At 64.0% G+C, this 17,742-nt stretch carries 17 protein-coding genes, 1 tRNA gene and 1 pseudogene; 13 read left to right on the plus strand and 6 right to left on the minus strand.

The window, feature by feature from the left end:
* Nucleotides 1-75 precede the first annotated feature (75 nt).
* The 3 genes from NKJ46_RS17440 to NKJ46_RS17450 form a co-directional block, all read right to left on the minus strand.
* Nucleotides 76-873 carry a DUF2182 domain-containing protein gene (locus tag NKJ46_RS17440; protein WP_352666087.1) on the minus strand — a complete coding sequence of 266 codons (798 nt, stop codon included), beginning with the start codon at nucleotides 871-873 and terminating at the stop codon, nucleotides 76-78.
* A gap of 61 nt (nucleotides 874-934) precedes the next feature.
* Entirely contained in the window at nucleotides 935-1,573 is a 639-nt protein-coding gene (locus NKJ46_RS17445) for a DUF1326 domain-containing protein (RefSeq protein ID WP_352666088.1), read from the minus strand.
* A gap of 423 nt (nucleotides 1,574-1,996) precedes the next feature.
* Nucleotides 1,997-2,086 (minus strand) — tRNA-Ser (locus NKJ46_RS17450).
* Nucleotides 2,087-2,424: 338 nt separating this feature from the next.
* Here NKJ46_RS17450 and NKJ46_RS17455 point away from each other — a divergent pair.
* The 3 genes from NKJ46_RS17455 (at nucleotide 2,425) to NKJ46_RS17465 (ending at nucleotide 4,188) form a co-directional block, all read left to right on the plus strand.
* On the plus strand, nucleotides 2,425-3,117 hold the full coding sequence (locus tag NKJ46_RS17455; protein ID WP_352666089.1) for a 50S ribosomal protein L21: 693 nt from the start codon (nucleotides 2,425-2,427) through the stop codon (nucleotides 3,115-3,117).
* Nucleotides 3,118-3,214: 97 nt separating this feature from the next.
* Entirely contained in the window at nucleotides 3,215-3,484 is a 270-nt protein-coding gene (gene rpmA, locus NKJ46_RS17460; protein WP_023678077.1) for a 50S ribosomal protein L27, read from the plus strand.
* A gap of 116 nt (nucleotides 3,485-3,600) precedes the next feature.
* Nucleotides 3,601-4,188, plus strand: a complete 588-nt coding sequence (locus NKJ46_RS17465; protein WP_352666090.1) for a GNAT family N-acetyltransferase — start codon at nucleotides 3,601-3,603, stop codon at nucleotides 4,186-4,188.
* Between the two features lie 67 nt (nucleotides 4,189-4,255).
* On the opposite strand, the pseudogene NKJ46_RS17470 reads toward NKJ46_RS17465, so the two are convergent.
* Nucleotides 4,256-5,067, minus strand: a pseudogene (locus NKJ46_RS17470) (endonuclease/exonuclease/phosphatase family protein).
* 171 nt (nucleotides 5,068-5,238) lie between these two features.
* On the opposite strand from NKJ46_RS17470, the gene obgE reads away from it, so the two are divergent.
* A complete protein-coding gene (gene obgE, locus NKJ46_RS17475) occupies nucleotides 5,239-6,270 on the plus strand; it encodes a GTPase ObgE (RefSeq protein WP_352465645.1) in 1,032 nt (343 codons plus the stop codon).
* 2 nt (nucleotides 6,271-6,272) lie between these two features.
* Nucleotides 6,273-7,418 (plus strand): glutamate 5-kinase, encoded by a 1,146-nt coding sequence (proB, locus tag NKJ46_RS17480; protein ID WP_352666091.1) that lies wholly within the window; start codon nucleotides 6,273-6,275, stop codon nucleotides 7,416-7,418.
* A 7-nt stretch (nucleotides 7,419-7,425) separates the two neighbouring features.
* Here the strand turns inward: proB and NKJ46_RS17485 are convergent, their stop codons facing one another.
* Nucleotides 7,426-7,797 carry a hypothetical protein gene (locus NKJ46_RS17485; protein ID WP_352666092.1) on the minus strand — a complete coding sequence of 124 codons (372 nt, stop codon included), beginning with the start codon at nucleotides 7,795-7,797 and terminating at the stop codon, nucleotides 7,426-7,428.
* Between the two features lie 194 nt (nucleotides 7,798-7,991).
* Between NKJ46_RS17485 and NKJ46_RS17490 the strand changes: the two genes are divergently transcribed.
* The 3 genes from NKJ46_RS17490 to NKJ46_RS17500 all read left to right on the plus strand — a co-directional run bounded on the left by NKJ46_RS17490 (nucleotide 7,992) and on the right by NKJ46_RS17500 (nucleotide 11,474).
* The gene (locus tag NKJ46_RS17490) at nucleotides 7,992-9,272 is read left to right on the plus strand and encodes a glutamate-5-semialdehyde dehydrogenase (protein ID WP_352666093.1); all 1,281 of its coding nucleotides are present in this window, start codon (nucleotides 7,992-7,994) and stop codon (nucleotides 9,270-9,272) included.
* A 250-nt stretch (nucleotides 9,273-9,522) separates the two neighbouring features.
* A complete protein-coding gene (locus tag NKJ46_RS17495; RefSeq protein WP_352666237.1) occupies nucleotides 9,523-10,110 on the plus strand; it encodes a nicotinate-nucleotide adenylyltransferase in 588 nt (195 codons plus the stop codon).
* 74 nt (nucleotides 10,111-10,184) lie between these two features.
* Nucleotides 10,185-11,474, plus strand: coding sequence for an MFS transporter (locus NKJ46_RS17500; RefSeq protein ID WP_352666094.1), 1,290 nt, complete (start codon nucleotides 10,185-10,187; stop codon nucleotides 11,472-11,474).
* 26 nt (nucleotides 11,475-11,500) lie between these two features.
* Here the strand turns inward: NKJ46_RS17500 and NKJ46_RS17505 are convergent, their stop codons facing one another.
* Entirely contained in the window at nucleotides 11,501-12,358 is an 858-nt protein-coding gene (locus NKJ46_RS17505; protein WP_352666095.1) for a mechanosensitive ion channel family protein, read from the minus strand.
* A 239-nt stretch (nucleotides 12,359-12,597) separates the two neighbouring features.
* Between NKJ46_RS17505 and rsfS the strand changes: the two genes are divergently transcribed.
* The 5 genes from rsfS to NKJ46_RS17530 all read left to right on the plus strand — a co-directional run bounded on the left by rsfS (nucleotide 12,598) and on the right by NKJ46_RS17530 (nucleotide 17,742).
* A complete protein-coding gene (gene rsfS, locus NKJ46_RS17510; RefSeq protein WP_023678068.1) occupies nucleotides 12,598-12,975 on the plus strand; it encodes a ribosome silencing factor in 378 nt (125 codons plus the stop codon).
* Between the two features lie 61 nt (nucleotides 12,976-13,036).
* Nucleotides 13,037-13,519: a 23S rRNA (pseudouridine(1915)-N(3))-methyltransferase RlmH gene (rlmH, locus tag NKJ46_RS17515; RefSeq protein WP_352666096.1), complete on the plus strand. Its 483-nt coding sequence runs from the start codon at nucleotides 13,037-13,039 to the stop codon at nucleotides 13,517-13,519.
* 151 nt (nucleotides 13,520-13,670) lie between these two features.
* Complete coding sequence (locus NKJ46_RS17520) at nucleotides 13,671-15,014, plus strand: murein hydrolase activator EnvC family protein (RefSeq protein ID WP_352450875.1); 1,344 nt, start codon at nucleotides 13,671-13,673, stop codon at nucleotides 15,012-15,014.
* On the plus strand, nucleotides 15,015-16,340 hold the full coding sequence (locus NKJ46_RS17525; protein ID WP_352489210.1) for a S41 family peptidase: 1,326 nt from the start codon (nucleotides 15,015-15,017) through the stop codon (nucleotides 16,338-16,340).
* Between the two features lie 202 nt (nucleotides 16,341-16,542).
* Nucleotides 16,543-17,742, plus strand: coding sequence for a divergent polysaccharide deacetylase family protein (locus NKJ46_RS17530; RefSeq protein WP_352666097.1), 1,200 nt, complete (start codon nucleotides 16,543-16,545; stop codon nucleotides 17,740-17,742).

The following is a 17,742-nucleotide window of genomic DNA, read 5'->3' on the forward strand; positions in this document are numbered from 1 at the left end:
ATGCAGAACCTGGCCCATAGTGCATCCTTTGATTCGGACGACAATGATGAACCATCAAAGCCTGGGATCAAACATCTAGCCGCTCATCCAAGGCATCTCGATCGCGCCGAACGATACAGCGATCCCGAGGGCCATCAGCGCAATGCCCAAAGCAACTTCGAAGCGGCGGCCGCGCTGCAGCAGCTTCTCGACGAAGACGACCAGCGTCAACAGCAGCATCCAGGCGACGCTCATGATGCCCACCGCGACCAGCAAGGCAAACAGAGCCCAGCAGCAACCAAAGCAATAGAGTCCGTGCCGCAGCCCCATCTCGAGTGCGCCAACCCGGCCGTCGCGCCAATGCTGCGCAACGAAAGCGAGCGGCGAACGGCAATGGCTGAGGCAAATGTGCTTGAGGGTCGTGAATTGGTAGAGTCCGGCGACGCCAAGCGTCATACCGAGCGCGAGCGGCGCCCATTTCGAACGCTGAGGCGGATCGAGGCTCGTCGCAAACGCGCTTCCGAGCTGGACCAGGACATACACAAGAAGGCCCGCCGCCGCCCAGACGAGCATGTAGCCCGCGACGAATATCCACGCCGGGATAGCGACGTGCTGTTCGCGCCTGGCCTGCGCCGCTGCGAACATAAAGATCATGGGCGCGGCCGCCGGCAGCATCATAGCAGCCATCATCACCGTCCATACAGCAAGAAAGGCGGCGGCGCCGGCAAGCGACCAGCCGTCGGCGGCAATTCCGGCCGTCGCCATGCCGGCCATGCCTTCCATGCCCTCCATCCCGCCGCGCACCGCAATGCCCATAGGCATATCCATGCTGAGGGTCAGCGCCCACGCCGCCGCTGTTAGCACGACAAGCGATGCGAGAAGGCCGAGCGGCATGCCACGCAAATTCCGGAGCCGCCACGATTTCCCGGGGAACGCGTCAGGCATCGGCACGTCCCTAGTTCGGGCCGGTCCAGTCGAACGGAATGTGTTTGCTCGAGCGCGCCGTGCCCGTCCAGTCGAGCCCGAAGCCTTTGGTGCTCACCTCGACCGAACGCCCCCAGGTGGCAACCTGGCCCGGGCCGACCTCCGAGCCCGGCGGGTTGATCGTCTGCACCCGCTTGCCGGGTGGTGTCGTGGGACCTGAAAGCGCTTCCGCATGCCCGACGACGAGGCCAGGAATCTCGACCCGCCAGTTGGCAAGATCCCCCGCCACCTCGAAAGTGATCGGCACGAACTCCATGCCACGCATCTCGCCGATGTTGGCGGCAAAACCCGCCGGCCAGCCGCCAGCCTGCCCGCCGAAGATCGCCTGCAGGGCTTCACGTTGCCGTTCGTTCGCCTTCTCGTCGAGGTACATGCCCATCACGGCCTTTGCCTCGCCGGCCCATAGATTGCCTTCAAACTCTCCGAGCGCCACCAGCGACAGGCCGTCGAGCTTCACGTCGCCATACTGACCCTCGCGCACATGCCAGGCGAGCACACCCTGGCAATGATTGCCGGTCGGCCGCTGGGCGAACTCGCAAGGGCAAGGGATATCGCAGCTGCAGATGTCGAACCAGTCGCCTGCGAGCCGCCATTGAGGCACTGCATTCATGGCTCTTCCTCCCGGAATATAGAGCCATTTATACCTCGAAGGCGGTGCGCACTCCAGCAGTTAGTGCATCGCTCGCCGATTTTGGCGGCCTTGCCGCCGCAGACACAAGTCATAGCCGTCTTGATCCGCAACTGCGCGCAACAGAACCCAGCCGCCATCCAGTGCGACCACGGAAGTGGTTTTCTTGCTCCGTTCCATGTGATCGATGAGGTCGTGGGTAGGTTCGCGACGGGTCACCAAATACACAATCCGGCTGATGCTCGCTTGACCACGCTGCGGACTGACAACCTTCCGCAACACCGCTCGGTTGCCTGGTCACAACGACGTAGCGGGCTAATGCTAACGCCGGCTGCGATTGAGCTCCGCGACTTCACAAGCATTTATGGCTGCGTTCGGCAGGCAGTATCAAGAAATTAGGATCACTGGCGGAGAGGGAGGGATTCGAACCCCCGATGGGCTTGCACCCATGCCGCATTTCGAGTGCGGTGCATTCGACCACTCTGCCACCTCTCCGCGGTCATGGTCCGCCGTTGCCGGCGCGGCGCACTAGATAACGGCTGGACAGGCAGGTTACAAGGGCCAATCTGCCCCGGCGCCGCAGGTTCCCGTTCGTGCTTTCTTCAAGGCTCCGGTAGCCGCTGTTCGATATTTGGCGGACTGGGCTCAACTCATCCGCCTCTTGCCCGCGGCGCTTGCCTTGACTCAAGCCGAACCTTCGGTTAGGGACAGCGCGCAATCGGCGTGGAGGAATCTTCCGCGCCGCTTGTTTTTTGAACCCGCAGACTGACAAAAAGACGGCCGAACCGCCTGAAGCGGTTCATCAAGGCCGACCGAACAGCGAAAGGCAAAAAATGTTCGCAGTCATCAAAACGGGCGGCAAGCAGTATCGCGTTGCCGCCAACGATCTCCTGAAGATCGAAAAACTCGAAGCCAATGTCGGCGATATCGTCGAAATCGGCAATGTGCTCGCGCATGGCGAGGGCGAGAACGTCACGTTCGGCGCGCCGTTCGTCGATGGTGCGATGGTCACCGCCGAAGTCGTCGAGCAGGGCAAGAACCGCACCGTCGTCGCCTTCAAGAAGCGCCGTCGGCAGAATTCGCGCCGCAAGATCGGCCATCGCCAGCTTTTGACCACCGTCAGGATCGCCGAGATCCTGCTGGGCGGCGCCAAGCCAGCGAAGAAGGCCGCCGCCAAGACCGAAGCGAAGGCCGAGGTTGCAGCCAAGACCGAGGCGAAGGCTGAAGCCGCGCCGAAGGCCGAAGCGAAGGCAGAGGCTGCGCCGAAGAAAGAAGCCAAGGCCGAGGCAAGTGAAGCCGCCGCGCCGTTGTTTAAGGCGCCGAAGGGCGAGCCGGATGACCTGACGGTGATCAAGGGCATCGGCCCGGTTGCCGCCGGCCAGCTCAACGAACAGGGCATCACCACCTTCGCCCAGATCGCCAAGCTGTCCGACAAGGATGTCGCCAAGATCGACGAGCACATGCCGTTCAGCGCCGACCAGATCAAGGACTGGCGCGAGCAGGCCAAGGAATTGGCGAAGAAGTAAAACGAACGGCGCAATCGTCGCCGGATCGGACTTGAAACGGAACGCGAACGCGTTCATAAGATCGTTTAGGCGCCTCGCGGCGCATCGGAGTAGTTAGATGGCACACAAGAAAGCTGGCGGATCGTCGCGCAATGGTCGCGACTCCCATTCCAAGCGGCTCGGCGTGAAGAAGTTCGGCGGCGAAGCCGTGATTCCGGGCAACATCATCATTCGTCAGCGTGGCACGACGTGGCATCCCGGCACCAATGTCGGCATTGGCACGGACCACACGCTGTTTGCGCTGGAAGCTGGCGCAGTCACCTTCAACAAAAAAGCCAATGGCCGAACCTACGTATCGGTGAACCCGATGACGAAGGCAGCGGAGTAGCCGGTTCCGCACGAGAACACCGGCACCCATCTCGGGACCGGTGTCTGGCCAAGCCAGGAAAAGGATCAGGGGAGATGGGTTTCCATCTCCCTTTTTCTTGCCTGGAGGACTTTGACATGGTTGCCGAAGCGGAAGACTCAGACGACGAAAGTTACACGATAGATTGCCCGGTGCTCGCGACCGAGCGGCTGGTCATGCGTGCCCCGCGTGAAGGCGACATCGAGCAATTGGTGGCGCTCGCCGACAACCGCCATGTCGCGGAAATGCTGGCTCGCATGCCGCATCCCTATGGCGAGGCGGAGGCACGCGCTTTCCTGGCCATGACGGCGTCGCGCCGGGCCGGAATCGCCTATGCGTTGACGCTGGCCGGCACCGAGACCTTCGTCGGCTGTGCCGGGCTCAACACTACGGATCGTGGGCTGGAGCTCGGCTACTGGATTGGCGAGCCGTACTGGAAACGCGGCTACGCGACGGAAGCGGCGCACGCACTGGTCGACCTTGCCTTCCAGAGAACCACGATCCAGGTGCTGCACGCCTCGACGCGGGTTATCAATCCGGCCTCGCGCCGGGTCATCCACAAATGCGGCTTCCAGTATGCCGGCCAGGGCATGCTGAATTCGATCGTTGCCGGCCAGGTGCCGGTCGAGCGCTACCGCCTCGACCGCAAGACCTGGACCAGCCTGCGGAACTGGGTGCATTTTTGATGGATGCGGCTCAGGCCATCTCGAGCCAGACCGGCAAGTGATCCGAACCGGCCACTTGCCGGTCGACCTACAGGCGCCTCAGCGATTTGGCAAGCGAAGCGCTGGTGAAGATGTAGTCGATGCGCTTGTAGCGGCTGGTATCGCCCGGCCGCTTGGGGTCGACCCAGGTGACGAGATCGGCGCAGGCAGCGCCGAGGCGTGTGGCGGCATCGATGGCGAGGTCGGCGGTCACCGGCATGCCAAATTCATGGTCAGGCTGGCCGGCGAGTTCGACGTGTTCCGGCGATCCGGCCAGCATGTTGAAGTCGCCCATAACGACGAAGGCTTCGGGACAAGGCAGATCCGGCAAGCCGATCTCGGCGACGCCGGAGAGCCCACCGCCATCGAGCGGGTAGTTCAACAGGCGCTGGCGCAGAAAGCGGATCTGGCTCAGGCGTTCAACCGGGCTGCGGTGGTCGAGATGGGTGGAATAGAAGCGGATCGAACCAAGCGGCGTTTCGATCAGCGCCTCCAGCGCGCCGCGCTGGAAGTTCATCGCCTCAAAACTGCGGCTGCGCGGCAAAAGGAGATTGCGCGACAGATGGATCGGCGTCCTCGACAGCACCATGTTGCCGAGCTGGAAGGTGGTCGTGATGGCGCGGCCGTTCTCCAGTCGCGAGCCGGCGTCGGCCTCGAAATTGCTGCCGTAGACGGCAAAATAGTCGGGCAGCGCCTCGCCGAGCTCGGCCACCATGTCGCGGCCGCCATTCTTCGGGTTGGCGCGGGTGACCTCCTGCAGCGCGATCAGTCGGCGCCGCGCACGGCATCGGCGATACGGCCGACATCATAGCGGCCATCGAGGCCGACGCCGTAGTGGATATTGTAAGTTACCAGCTTCATTCCGACATCTCGCGCTTAGAAAGCCGAGGATCGATTTTCGGCAAGGGTCAACCAAATGGCACGCGTCCAGAGCTACGCGCGACGCTACAGTAGCAAAAACGGCCCTCGCCCTTCGACCCGCCTTGGTTTAGAGCAATCCCGCAAAGCCAATAGCAGAAACCATACAATCCGATGAAATTTCTCGATCAAGCCAAGGTCTACATCCGCTCCGGCGACGGCGGCGCCGGTTCGGTGTCGTTTCGGCGCGAAAAGTTCATCGAGTTCGGCGGCCCGGACGGCGGCGATGGCGGCCGCGGCGGCGATGTCTGGGTCGAGGCGGTCGATGGGCTGAACACGCTGATCGACTATCGCTACCAGCAGCATTTCAAGGCCAAGACCGGGACGCACGGCATGGGCCGCAACATGACCGGCGCCAAGGGTGCCGACGTGACGCTGAAAGTGCCAGCCGGAACACAGGTCTTTGCCGAGGACAATGAGACACTGATCTGCGATCTGACGGTCGTCGGCCAGCGCTTTCTTTTGGCCAAGGGCGGCAATGGCGGCTTCGGCAACCAGCATTTCAAGACCTCGACCAACCAGGCGCCGCGCCGCGCCAACCCTGGACTGCCTGGCGAAGAGCTTAATATCTGGCTCAGGCTGAAGCTGATCGCCGATGCCGGCCTTGTCGGGCTGCCCAACGCCGGCAAGTCGACCTTCCTGGCGGCGGTCACCGCGGCCAAGCCGAAGATCGCCGACTATCCCTTCACCACGCTGCATCCGGGCCTTGGCGTGGCCCGCATCGACGGGCGTGAATTCGTCATCGCCGACATTCCCGGCCTGATCGAAGGCGCGCATGAAGGTGTCGGCATCGGCGACCGCTTCCTCGGCCATGTCGAACGCACGCGTGTCCTTCTGCATCTTGTCTCGGCGCAGGAAGAAAATCCCGCCAAGGCCTACAAGACCGTGCGCGCCGAACTCGACGCCTACGGCAACGGACTGACCGACAAAGTCGAGATCGTCGCGCTTTCCCAAGTCGACATACTCGACGCCGCCGCGCGCAAGACGAAAGCCGCCTCGCTGAAACGCGCCGCCGGCCGCGCGCCGATGCTGCTTTCGGCGGTCACCGGCGAAGGCGTCGAGGCGGTGTTGCGCGCGCTGATGGCTGTGGTGGCCGATGCGCGCGAGGCTGTCGCTGCGCCGGTCGAGACGCGCTGGAACACATAGCCATGGCCGCGCAATCGCTGAAAAATTATCGGCGCATTGCCGTCAAGATCGGCTCGGCGCTGCTTGTCGACCGCACGGCGGGCCTGAAGCGCGACTGGCTGGCCTCGCTTGCCAACGACATCGCCGTGCTGGCCAATGGCGGCGCCGAAATTCTCGTCGTGTCTTCCGGGGCGATTGCACTTGGCCGCACCATCCTCGACCTCGGCAAGCGAGCGCTGAAGCTCGAGGAGAGCCAGGCCGCTGCTGCCGTCGGGCAGATCGCTTTGGCCGGCGCCTGGTCGGATGCGCTCGGCAAGAATGGCTTGAAATCGGGCCAGATCCTGTTGACGCTCGGCGACACCGAAGAGCGCCGCCGTTATCTCAACGCGCGGGCGACGATCTCGACGCTGCTCAAGATGAAGGCGGTGCCGGTCATCAACGAGAACGACACGGTGGCCACCTCCGAAATCCGTTATGGCGATAACGACCGGCTGGCGGCGCGCGTCGCCACCATGATGGGCGCCGATCTACTGGTGCTGCTTTCCGACATTGACGGGCTCTACACGGCACCGCCGGGGCGCGATCTGCAAGCCCGGTTCATTCCGATCGTCGACCGCATCACCCCCGACATCGAGGCGATGGCGGGCGCCGCCGCTTCGGAATTGTCGCGCGGTGGCATGCGCACCAAGCTCGACGCCGGCAAGATCGCCACCGCAGCCGGTACCGCCATGATCATCACATCGGGCACGCGGCTGTCGCCGCTGCTGGCAATCGAGCGCGGCGAGCGCGCCACGTTCTTCCGGCCGAGCGCCAATCCGGTCAAAGGCTACAAGACCTGGATCGCCGGGCAGCTCGAACCGGCAGGACGGCTGACCGTCGATGCCGGCGCCATCGGCGCGCTGCTCTCCGGCAAGTCGCTGCTGCCGGCCGGTGTCAAACTTGTCAGCGGCAATTTTGCGCGTGGCGACACGGTGGCGATCCTGTCGCCCGAGGGCCGCGAGATAGCGCGCGGGCTGGTTGCCTATGATGCCGCCGATGCCGTAAGGATCGCGGGCCTGAAGACGACCGAGATCGAGACCGTGCTCGGCTACGAGGCGCGTTCGGCGATGATCCACCGCGACGACCTCGTGGTGAGCGGCGCGGCCGACGGAGATGCAGCCCGCCTTTGACGGCGCGCTACTGGTCAGGCTCATGCGGCCATTTGGGTGGGTTGCGATATCGATCCTGAAAGTCCTGGTATATCTTCAGAAGTTCGCTGCAACCTCCCAACTCCGCTTCGATGCCGGCCTTGGCACGTCGATCCACTTCGGCTTGGGGAACATCCTTGTCGTCTTCGACGACGAGATCGCGGATGAGCGCGTCAGTCGTCATTGCTTCTGCCCCTTTTTCCTCTTCCATCCTTTTTTTGAATTCCGCCTCAAGCCGAGCGCGCGGCCCACATCCATGCAACTCTTCAACAACGACGTCGATCTGGGAAAGCGGTGTCGGTGGCGCGCCGCAATAGCGCTCAGCGAGTGCGAGGGACATCATCGAGCTTACCATAAGCATGGCCTTGCCGTCGGGGCTCTCTCCGGGTTCAAACTTGTCGTCGCAGTAGTCGGCGGCACGGAGGCCTGTCGGTACGAGGATCGCGCCGAGAGCAACGAGGATTATAACTCTCTTCATTCTGCTTCCTCAAATTTGCGGCCATTGCCGGGAAGGCTGGCCGCGTGTAAATCCACCAGCGTCACTGGATCGGTCAAATGCTGAACAAACACCAAGGCGATGATGTAGCCAGTTTGATGGCACGGATAGGCCGCAAGGCGCGCGCTGCCGCCCGACCGCTGGCCATTGCGAACACTGCCGCCAAGAATGCCGCGCTCCTCGCCATGGCCGACGCCATCATCGCCCGTGAGCAGGACATTCTCGATGCTAACGCCATCGATGTTTCGAATGGTCACGAATCCGGGCTTTCCGCCTCCTTCATGGACCGGCTGAAGCTCGATCCGGCCCGCATCCGCGCCATGGCAGACGGTATCCATGAAATCGCCGAGTTGCGCGATCCAGTCGGCGACGTCATTGCGGCATGGGACCGGCCGAACGGGTTGCATATCGAACGGGTGCGCACGCCGCTCGGCGTCGTCGGCGTCATCTATGAGAGCCGGCCTAACGTGACCGCCGATGCCGGCGCGCTCTGCCTCAAGGCGGGCAATCCGGTGATCCTGCGCGGCGGTTCGGATTCGGCGAATTCTTCCGCCGCGATCCATGCCTGCCTGGTCGAGGGGCTGAAGGCAGCCGGGCTGCCGGAGGATGCCATACAATTGGTGCCGACCACCGATCGCGCCGCCGTCGGCGAAATGCTGAAAGGGCTTTCCGGCAATCTCGAAGTCATCATTCCGCGCGGCGGCCGCAGCCTGGTCGAGCGTGTGCAGAACGAGGCGCGGGTGCCGGTGTTCGCCCATCTCGAGGGCATCTGCCATCTCTATATCGACCGATCGGCCGATCTCGACATGGCGGTCAAGATCGCGGTCAATGCCAAGATGCGGCGCACCGGGGTGTGTGGTGCTGCCGAGACGCTGCTGGTCGACCGTGCCGTCGCCGCCACGCACCTGGTGCCGATCCTCGAGGCCCTACAGGCGGCAGGCTGCGAGATCCATGCCGATACCGAGGTGCTGAAGCTTTATGCCGATGCCCAGCCGGCGAGCGATGCAGACTGGGTGACCGAATACCTCGACGCCATCATTGCTGTGAAGCTGGTCGACGGCATTGGCGGCGCCATCGAGCATATCGAGAATTTTTCCTCGCATCACACCGAGGCGATCATCGCCGAGGATGCAAACGCCGTCGAACGGTTCCTCAACGAGATCGATTCGGCGATCCTTCTGCACAACGCCTCGACGCAGTTTGCCGATGGCGGCGAGTTCGGCATGGGCGCCGAGATCGGCATCGCCACCGGCAAGATGCATGCACGCGGGCCGGTCGGCGTCGAGCAACTGACCTCGTTCAAATACCGCGTACGCGGGTCGGGACAGGTGAGGCCTTGAGTCCGTTCGCAGTCAGAGCCTGAGAGGCGTGCGCCCAGCCACCCCCCTCTGTCCTGCCGGACATCTCCCCCGCAAGGGGGGAGATCGGATGTCGCATATACTTTCGCCAATTTTCGATGTCGAACTAAGGGCGCCGGGGATGAAGCTGACAATCTCCCCCCTTGCGGGCGAGATGCCCGGCAGGGCAGAGGGGGGTGCCTGACGCATGCTTGCCTTGTCCGAACATGCCATATCCTCCCGCTACCTCAAGATGCCGCATGCCGGGAAAGGCGTGGCGGTCGGGCTTTTCGGCGGCTCGTTCAACCCGCCGCACGCTGGCCATGCGCTGGTCGCCGAGATCGCACTCAGACGCCTTGCGCTCGATCAGCTGTGGTGGATGGTGACACCCGGCAATCCGCTCAAGAATGCCGGAGACCTGGCGCCGCTGGCCGAGCGGCTGCAGCTATCCGAAAAGATCGCGAAGAACCCAAAGATCAAGGTCACCGCATTCGAGGCGGCCCACCGCGTCCGCTTCACAGCGGACACGCTGGCGCTGGTCAAGGCGCGAAATCCGGGCGTCGATTTCGTCTGGATCATGGGCGCCGACTCGCTTCGCGACTTCCATCGCTGGCAGCGCTGGCGCCGCATCGTCATGACGTTCCCGATAGCGGTGGTTGACCGGCCAGGCGCGACGCTGTCGTTCCTGTCGTCGGTGGTCGCCAAGACGTTCGACTATGCCCGCGTCGACGAGGGCGACGCACCACTGCTCGCCCGCATGGACGCGCCGGCCTGGACCTTCATCCACGGGCCGCGTTCGTCGCTGTCGTCCAGCGCGATCCGCAAGGTGGCAAAGGGCTGAGCCAACACGGAGGGCAAGACCGCTGATGTCGCTTTTGCCGCTGCCTCGACCAGCTTGATGGGCGATCCTCGGTCATGACGATTCTCGAGCGCGACCAGGACAAGAACGGTCTAGGGCAGCCGGCGCCGGCGATCGCCATTGCCAGCATCCTCTTGTCGATGGCGCTGATCGCCGTCGGCAACGGGCTGATGTTCGCTTATATCCCGGTCCGGCTCGGCGCCGAGGGCTTCGATCCGACATGGGCGGGACTGATCGTCACCGGCCTTTCGGCTGGCGGCCTCGCCGGCTGTATCCTGACCGGGCCGCTGGTGCGGCGTGTCGGCCATGCTCGCGTGTTCATGGTGCTGTCGGCACTGATAGTGCTGTCCAATGCCGCGGTGGGCGCCGGGCCCCACCCATTGCCATGGATCGCGGCACGGGCGCTCTACGGCTTTGCCATATGCGGCCTGTTCATCGTCGCGCAAAGCTGGCTGAACGATGTCGTCGCCAACGCCATCCGCGGCCGGGTCATGGCTATCTTCTACGTTGCCTATGTCGCCGGGCTCGGCGTCGGCTATTCGACACTGGCGTTGATCGATATCCGCGCGGCCGACGCGCCGCTGATCGGCATTGCCTTCACCGCGCTGTCGATCCTTCCCGTCGGGCTGACGCGGCTCGCGCAGCCGCCGGCGCCGCAAGCGGCCTCCGTGGCGCTCGGCAGGGCCTGGCGGATCTCACCGGTCGGCGTTGCCGGCATGCTTGCCGTCGGCGGCCTGTCGATGACCATTTCGGGTTTTGCGCCAATCCATGCCACCGCCAAGGGCTACAGCCAGGCCGACGTCGCCTTGCTGCTTTCGGCAATGCCGGTCGGCACGCTGATCCTGCAGATTCCGCTCGGCTGGATTTCCGACCGCACCGACCGGCGCTTTGTGCTGATCGCGGCGTCGGCGCTTGCCGCCGCGGCGGGCCTGTTTGCCCTCGGTTTCGACGGTGGCGCGCTGGCGGCGCTGCTCGTCATCTACGTCGTCTGGGACGGCGCCTCGGAATCGATCTACTCTCTGGCCAGCGCCCATGCCGGCGACCGCGCCGGCAAGGACGATATGGTGGCGCTGTCGAGCTCGCTCTTGTTTGCCTGGTCGCTGTCCGGCTTCGTCGTGCCCGGCATTGTGACCGGGCTTTCCGCCATCTACGGCACGCAGGCCTTCATCTATGTGGCAATCATCATTGCCGCCGCCTATTGCCTGTTCGTTCTTTGGCGGGTCGTCATGGTGCGGCCGGTGCCCGCCACCGAGACCGGCAGTTTCGCGCCGATGACGGCGCAGGCGCCGTTGCCCGTCGATCTCGCCTTCGCGCCCGAAGGTCAGCGCGGGCGCGGAGAGCTTTGAACGCCCTCCAGCTGGTTTCAAATGCTTTATTGCCGTGTGGCTGAGGCATCGGGCTGCGGCGCTTTCGGCGCCGGCGCCGGGACCGAAAGGCCCTCGGCATCGAACGCCTGCTTGACATTCTTGGTGAGGTCGATCTGGGCGGCGAAGAAGTCGGCGGCTGCCGTCCAGTAGCGCAAGGTGATGGTGACGGTGCTATCGCCGACGGTTGCGACAAAGGCGATCGGCGCCGGCTGCCGCCTGACACGCCGGTCGGCGGCGGCAACGCCAAGCATGGTCTTTTGCGCGAAATCGATGTCGTTCCACGAGCCGATGCTGAGCGTGATGTCGCCGCGGCGCACGCCGTTGCGGGTGAAATTGCGGACCGGCTGGTTCCACAGGGTCGAGTTGGGTGCAAGCACGTAGACGCCCTCGACCGTTCTCAGCGTAGTGGCAAACAGCCCGATCTCCTCGACAGTACCGGATATGGCGCCGACTTCGACATATTCCCCGATGCGGAACGGCCGCAGCGCCAGGAGCATGATACCGGCGGCAATGTTCTGCAGCGTGCCTTGCAGCGCCAGGCCGATGGCCAGGCCGGCAGCACCGATAGCGGCAATGATCGAAGCCGTCTGCACGCCGAACTGGCCGAGAACCATGATCACGACCAGTCCCAGGATGGCGTAGCGGACGACCTGCGAGAAGAAATGGCGGAGCGTTTCGTCGAAACCGTGAACGTGGCCGAGGCCGGCGTAGATCGAACGCTCGGCGAGGCCGGCGACGATGTAGCCGATGACCAGCAGGATGACGGCGCCGACCGCCGAAAGCGAGTAGGAGACGATCAGCGTACTGAGTTGCGCAAGGCCGGATTGAACAGTGAGGAGAGCGTTCTGGGGATCGATCGGCATGTCGGGATTCCGGTTCGTGGATGAGCCGATAACCGCTGCGGGGCGAGGCGGTTCCGAATTTCTCGCCCGGAAAGCCCGATATTCGGCCGCTGCCGGGCGCCTGCTTGCGAGCGGTGTCTTGAAACTGCAACCTAACTCTGCCTATCTAAGCAGTGTCACCTGATTTCATAGGTGATTTGGTTGTTCTTGCTGCGAAAGGAAATACACTGAGAACAGCACTTCGGAAGAAGGCCGACATCGTGCCTTCGCCGGCCGGGATCAGCGTAAACGACGCCGTGTCCCGCGCCATCAAGACAGTCCTTGCCAGTCTGGAAGACTCCAAGGCCGAAAACATCGTCTCAATCGACATTCAGGGGAAATCGAGCCTCGGCGACTACATGGTCGTCGCATCGGGTCGATCGCACCGTCATGTCTCGGCTGTTGCCGATCATCTCCTCAAGGCGCTCAAGGATGCCGGGCTCGGCACGGCGCGCGTCGAGGGGCTGGCTGGCGCCGACTGGGTCCTGATCGATTCGGGCGACATCATCGTCCATGTCTTCCGTCCCGAGGTCCGCGACTTCTACAATCTCGAAAAGATGTGGCAGGCGCCTGATCTCGAGGAGGAGACCCTCCACTGAGCCGTATTCGTCTTGATGCATGTCGTTGTCCGACATGCATCAGCGGCTCTTCGAGGCAAGGATGAAGATTACCGTTCATGCCGTGGGCCGAATGAAAGCCGGCCCCGAGAAGCAGTTGGCCGATCGCTATTTCGAGCGTTTTGCCAAGAGCGGTCCTGCCGTAGGCCTCGAATTCGCCGGGATCGTCGAGATTGCCGAAGGCCGCGCGCAGACGGCCAATGAGCGCCGGCGCGAGGAAGGCCTGAAGCTGCAGACGCACTTGCAGCCGGGCACGGCGCTGATGCTGCTGGATGAGCGCGGCAAGAACCTTTCCTCCGAGGATTTCGCCGGCCGCATAGGTTCGCTGCGCGATGGCGGGCGCAAGGCGCTGGTGATTGCCATTGGCGGCGCCGACGGCCATGACCAGTCGCTGCGCGACCTGGCTGATCTGACGGTGTCGCTCGGCGCGCTGACCTGGCCGCATCAGCTGGTCCGCGTGATGCTGGGCGAGCAGCTTTACAGGGCGGCCACGATCCTTTCCGGCCACCCCTACCATCGTTCATGAAGTCGGCTTGGTCGGCGAATTGATGCCAGCCGCCCGGATTTTTGCCCCAATGCTCATCGACAGTTTGGGCGCATGGGGTTTGCGGATGGCGGCCGGGGCTCGAACATGGTTGATGGTTCGTTAACGAAGCCGCGCATAGAGTTAGGCTTCAATGTCTGAAGACTGGAAATCACGAACGGGCTCCTGGCGCGTACGCTACGGCATCGCCGTGGCGACGATCGCGCTTTCGCTCGGCGTCGCGCGGGCCGAGAACACGCTCGACCTGGCGCCCGACCCGGACCAGAGCCGCGCCGAATACGAAAAAGTATCGAAAGAGATCACGCTGTCGTCCGAGCGGCTGGCCAAGCTCGCCGCCGACATAGCAGCGGTCAAGAAGGACCACGCCTCGATCACCGCGGCGCTGATCCAGTCGGCGATGACCGAGCAGAAGCTCGGCCAGGACATCGAGGACATTGGCGGCAAGCTGGAAGGGCTGAAGGCGCAGGAGCAGAAGATCCGCGCCTCACTGGCCGCCAGACGCGACGTTCTGGCCGAAGTGCTCGGCGCGCTGCAGCGCATGGGGCTCAATCCGCCGCCGGCGATCCTGGTCAAGCCGGAGGACGCATTGTCGTCGGTGCGCAGCGCCATCCTGCTCGGTGCCGTGGTGCCGGAACTGCGCCAGCAGACCGACATGTTGCTGGCCGATCTCAAGGAGCAGTCGCGGGTGACGGCCTCGATCGAGGCCGAGCGGGCGCGGCTGACGGCAGCGGTCGGCGAGCAGGCGGCGGAAAAAAAGCGGCTCGGCATGCTGCTCGAAGCCAAGCAGAAGCTCGCCGCCGATACGCAAACCGCGCTGGCCGCCGAAAAGCAGCGATCCGCGACGCTGGCGGCCAAGGCCGGCAGCCTGAAAGAACTGATCGCATCGCTCGAGGCCGACAGGGCCCGCAAGGCGGCGGATGCGGCCAAGGCAGCCGAGCAAAAGACCGCGGACGCCGACAAGGGCCCGGCATCGGCTGCGGCGCCGACGGAATTGGCCTCGCTGCCGGTGCCGGAGAGCAACAGGCTCACCGCTGCCGCGCCGTTTTCCGCGCTTCAAGGGCAGATCGCGCTGCCGGTCACCGGCAGGATCAAGCGGCGCTTCGGGGCCAACGACGGTAACGGCGCGGTGATGCTCGGTGACATGGTTGCGACACAATCGGGAGCCATCGTCACAGCGCCGGCGGATGGAAATGTGCTTTATGCGGGGCCTTTCCGCTCTTACGGTCAACTCTTGATCCTGAATGCGGGTGACGGCTATCATGTCGTCCTGGCGGGGATGAGCAGAATCAGCGTCGCGTCTGGCCAGTCGGTGCTCGCAGGTGAGCCGGTCGGCGCGATGGGAGAGGCCCGGGTGGCGAGCACCTCGGCATCGAAGAATGGAAATGCCACGCCGGAGCTCTATGTCGAGTTCCGCAAGGATGGAAAACCCGTCGATCCGGCCCCATGGTGGGCGGACCGTTTTTCTGGAAGGACGTGAATGATGCGGAAACTGTCGCTTCTGTTTGCCGGTGCGCTAATGGGTGCATCGGCGATGAGCCTGGTCTATGGCGCGCCCGGCTCGACGGCGAAGGCTGCGGGCTCCGAGACCTATAAGCAACTGGCGATCTTCGGCGACATCTTCGAACGGGTGCGGGCGAATTATGTGACACCGCCCGACGACAAGTCGCTGGTTGAAAATGCCATCAACGGCATGCTGTCCTCGCTCGACCCGCACTCCTCCTACATGAACGCCGAAGAAGCGCAGGACATGCGCGTGCAGACCAAGGGCGAGTTCGGCGGCCTCGGCATCGAGGTCACCATGGAGAACGATCTGGTCAAGGTAATCACGCCGATCGACGATACGCCGGCCGCCAAGGCAGGCGTGCTCGCCGGCGACTATATCGCCAAGATCGACGGCGAGGAGGTTCGCGGCCTGACCCTCAACGACGCCGTCGAGAAGATGCGCGGGCTGGTCAATACGCCGATCAAGCTCACCATCCTGCGCCAGGGCGCCGACAAGCCGATCGAACTGACCGTCGTGCGCGATATCATCAAGGTCAAGGCGGTCAAGTTCCGGGTCGAAAACGACATCGGTTACATGAAGATCACCTCCTTTACCGAAAAAACCTATGACGACCTCGAGAATGCCATCGACACCATCAAGAAGCAGGTGCCGAATGACAAGCTCAAGGGCTACGTGCTCGACCTGCGCCTCAATCCGGGCGGTTTGCTCGACCAGGCGGTGAGCGTGTCGGATGCCTTCCTCGACCGTGGCGAGATCGTCTCGACGCGCGGCCGCGATCCGAAGGACGTCACCCGCTTCGACGCGCGGGCCGGCGACGACATCGGCGGCAAGCCGCTGATCGTGCTCGTCAACGGCGGCTCGGCCAGTGCCTCGGAAATCGTCGCCGGCGCGCTGCAGGATCTGCGCCGCGCCACAGTGGTCGGCACGCAGTCCTTCGGCAAGGGTTCGGTGCAGACCATCATCCCGCTTGGCGAGAACGGGGCGCTGCGGCTGACGACGGCGCTCTATTACACGCCGTCCGGCAAGTCGATCCAGGGCAAGGGTATCACGCCCGACATCAAGGTCGACCAGCCGCTGCCGGCGGAACTGCAGGGCAGGGACCTAACGCGCGGCGAATCCGACCTCAAGGGCCACATCAAGGGCGCCGACGAAGGCACGACCGGTTCGGGTTCGGCAGCCTATGTGCCGCCGGAACCGAAGGACGATTTGCAGCTCATCTTTGCCGAGCAGCTGCTGCGCGGCCAGAAGACCGATCCGGCGTTCCCGCCGAATCCGCAAAAGGCCGTGTTGAACCAGTAAGGACGGGCAAGCCGGGCCAAACAGGTCTGGCTGCCTGAGCGAAGCGATGCGATGCTGCCGGGGCCGCGAGGCTCCGGCAGTTTGATTCGGGGCTGCGGCCGGCATGTTGCGCGTCCAGTGAAGCAAGGGGACGCGCCGACATTTTGGATTTTGCGCCTCCGGAGAAGGTTTTACTTCGGGGATGCACGCCGGGGGTGCGGGCTTGGCTGATATCGGCAAGGACATAGAACGACCGCTCGGACAGGCGATCCGGCCGTCGCGCTCAGGCAGCGGGATCAGCGCCGGTGCGGTCGCGGCCGCACTTGTCGTGCTGTCCGTGGTCGGCGTTTCCAGCGCGATCGCCTTGCGCGACAAGCCGTTCCGGAGGCTGCAAGAAGTAGCCGTTTCGGCGCCAAAGACGCCGGCGGCGGCGGATACCGCCGTGGCGCCGGCCAAGGCGACGCCCGACGTGGCAGCGCCAAGCAACGCAAGTGGGGCCAATATAAGCGAGCCGAAGACGGGCGGTCCGCAGATCATCCATGTCCAGACCAAAGAGGGCGACGGTCCACCCGAGGCGGCCATCGTCATTCGCGACCCTTCGACGATCGGCCAGAACCTCAGGATCGCGCACATTCCCGACAAGGCCCTGATCGAGGCCAGCGAGACCGGTCCGCTGCCGATCCGCGCCGCCGACGGCCGGCGCCCATTCGATGTCTATGCGCGGCCGTGGTCCGGGGCTCGCGGCGCACGCGTGGCGCTCGTCATCGGCGGTCTTGCCGTGTCGCAGACCGGCACGCAGGCAGCCATCGCCAAGCTGCCGGCGGAAGTGACGCTGGCCTTCGCGCCGCAAGGCAACAGCATCAGCCGCTGGATGCAGGTGGCGCGGCAGAGCGGCCATGAGGTCATCATGCAGGTGCCGCTCGAGCCGTTCGACTATCCGAACGTCGACCCCGGCCGCAACACGCTGACCGTGGCTGCGACGCCGGACGAGAATTTGAAGAATTTACGCTGGGCGCTGTCGCGAACGACCAACTACACCGGCGTCATGAACTATATGGGCGCCCGCTTTTCGGCCGACGCGACGGCGATGGGGCCGCTGATGGCCGAGCTTGGCAAGCGTGGCCTGGCCTATGTCGACGACGGTTCGTCGGCGCGCAGCCTGGCACCCGAACTGGCGCTGAAGGACGGCGTACCGTTCGTCGGCGGCGATACGGCGATCGACGCGGTGCAGGACCGTGGCGCCATATTGAAGAAACTGGATGGGCTGGAAGCGACAGCGCGTGCGAAAGGGTTTGCCGTAGGCATCGGCTCGGCCTTCGACCTGACGGTGGATACCGTGTCTTCCTGGGTGACCGAGGCCAAGAAGCGCGGCATCGAGATCGTGCCGGTTTCGGCGGTGGCGATAGATCCGGAAAAAGGCTGA

This window comes from Mesorhizobium sp. M0166 (assembly GCF_040322255.1).
Lineage (GTDB): Bacteria > Pseudomonadota > Alphaproteobacteria > Rhizobiales > Rhizobiaceae > Mesorhizobium.

What these genes read in the sequence shown, in the direction of transcription:
- NKJ46_RS17440 (WP_352666087.1), bottom strand. Translation starts at nt 873, where the DNA reads ATGCCGCTCGGCCTTCTCGCATCGCTTGTCGTGCTAACAGCGGCGGCG.
- NKJ46_RS17445 (WP_352666088.1), bottom strand. Translation starts at nt 1,573, where the DNA reads ATGAATGCAGTGCCTCAATGGCGGCTCGCAGGCGACTGGTTCGACATC.
- NKJ46_RS17455 (WP_352666089.1), top strand. Translation starts at nt 2,425, where the DNA reads ATGTTCGCAGTCATCAAAACGGGCGGCAAGCAGTATCGCGTTGCCGCC.
- rpmA (WP_023678077.1), top strand. Translation starts at nt 3,215, where the DNA reads ATGGCACACAAGAAAGCTGGCGGATCGTCGCGCAATGGTCGCGACTCC.
- NKJ46_RS17465 (WP_352666090.1), top strand. Translation starts at nt 3,601, where the DNA reads ATGGTTGCCGAAGCGGAAGACTCAGACGACGAAAGTTACACGATAGAT.
- obgE (WP_352465645.1), top strand. Translation starts at nt 5,239, where the DNA reads ATGAAATTTCTCGATCAAGCCAAGGTCTACATCCGCTCCGGCGACGGC.
- proB (WP_352666091.1), top strand. Translation starts at nt 6,273, where the DNA reads ATGGCCGCGCAATCGCTGAAAAATTATCGGCGCATTGCCGTCAAGATC.
- NKJ46_RS17485 (WP_352666092.1), bottom strand. Translation starts at nt 7,797, where the DNA reads ATGCTTATGGTAAGCTCGATGATGTCCCTCGCACTCGCTGAGCGCTAT.
- NKJ46_RS17490 (WP_352666093.1), top strand. Translation starts at nt 7,992, where the DNA reads ATGCTGAACAAACACCAAGGCGATGATGTAGCCAGTTTGATGGCACGG.
- NKJ46_RS17495 (WP_352666237.1), top strand. Translation starts at nt 9,523, where the DNA reads ATGCCGCATGCCGGGAAAGGCGTGGCGGTCGGGCTTTTCGGCGGCTCG.
- NKJ46_RS17500 (WP_352666094.1), top strand. Translation starts at nt 10,185, where the DNA reads ATGACGATTCTCGAGCGCGACCAGGACAAGAACGGTCTAGGGCAGCCG.
- NKJ46_RS17505 (WP_352666095.1), bottom strand. Translation starts at nt 12,358, where the DNA reads ATGCCGATCGATCCCCAGAACGCTCTCCTCACTGTTCAATCCGGCCTT.
- rlmH (WP_352666096.1), top strand. Translation starts at nt 13,037, where the DNA reads ATGAAGATTACCGTTCATGCCGTGGGCCGAATGAAAGCCGGCCCCGAG.
- NKJ46_RS17520 (WP_352450875.1), top strand. Translation starts at nt 13,671, where the DNA reads ATGTCTGAAGACTGGAAATCACGAACGGGCTCCTGGCGCGTACGCTAC.
- NKJ46_RS17525 (WP_352489210.1), top strand. Translation starts at nt 15,015, where the DNA reads ATGATGCGGAAACTGTCGCTTCTGTTTGCCGGTGCGCTAATGGGTGCA.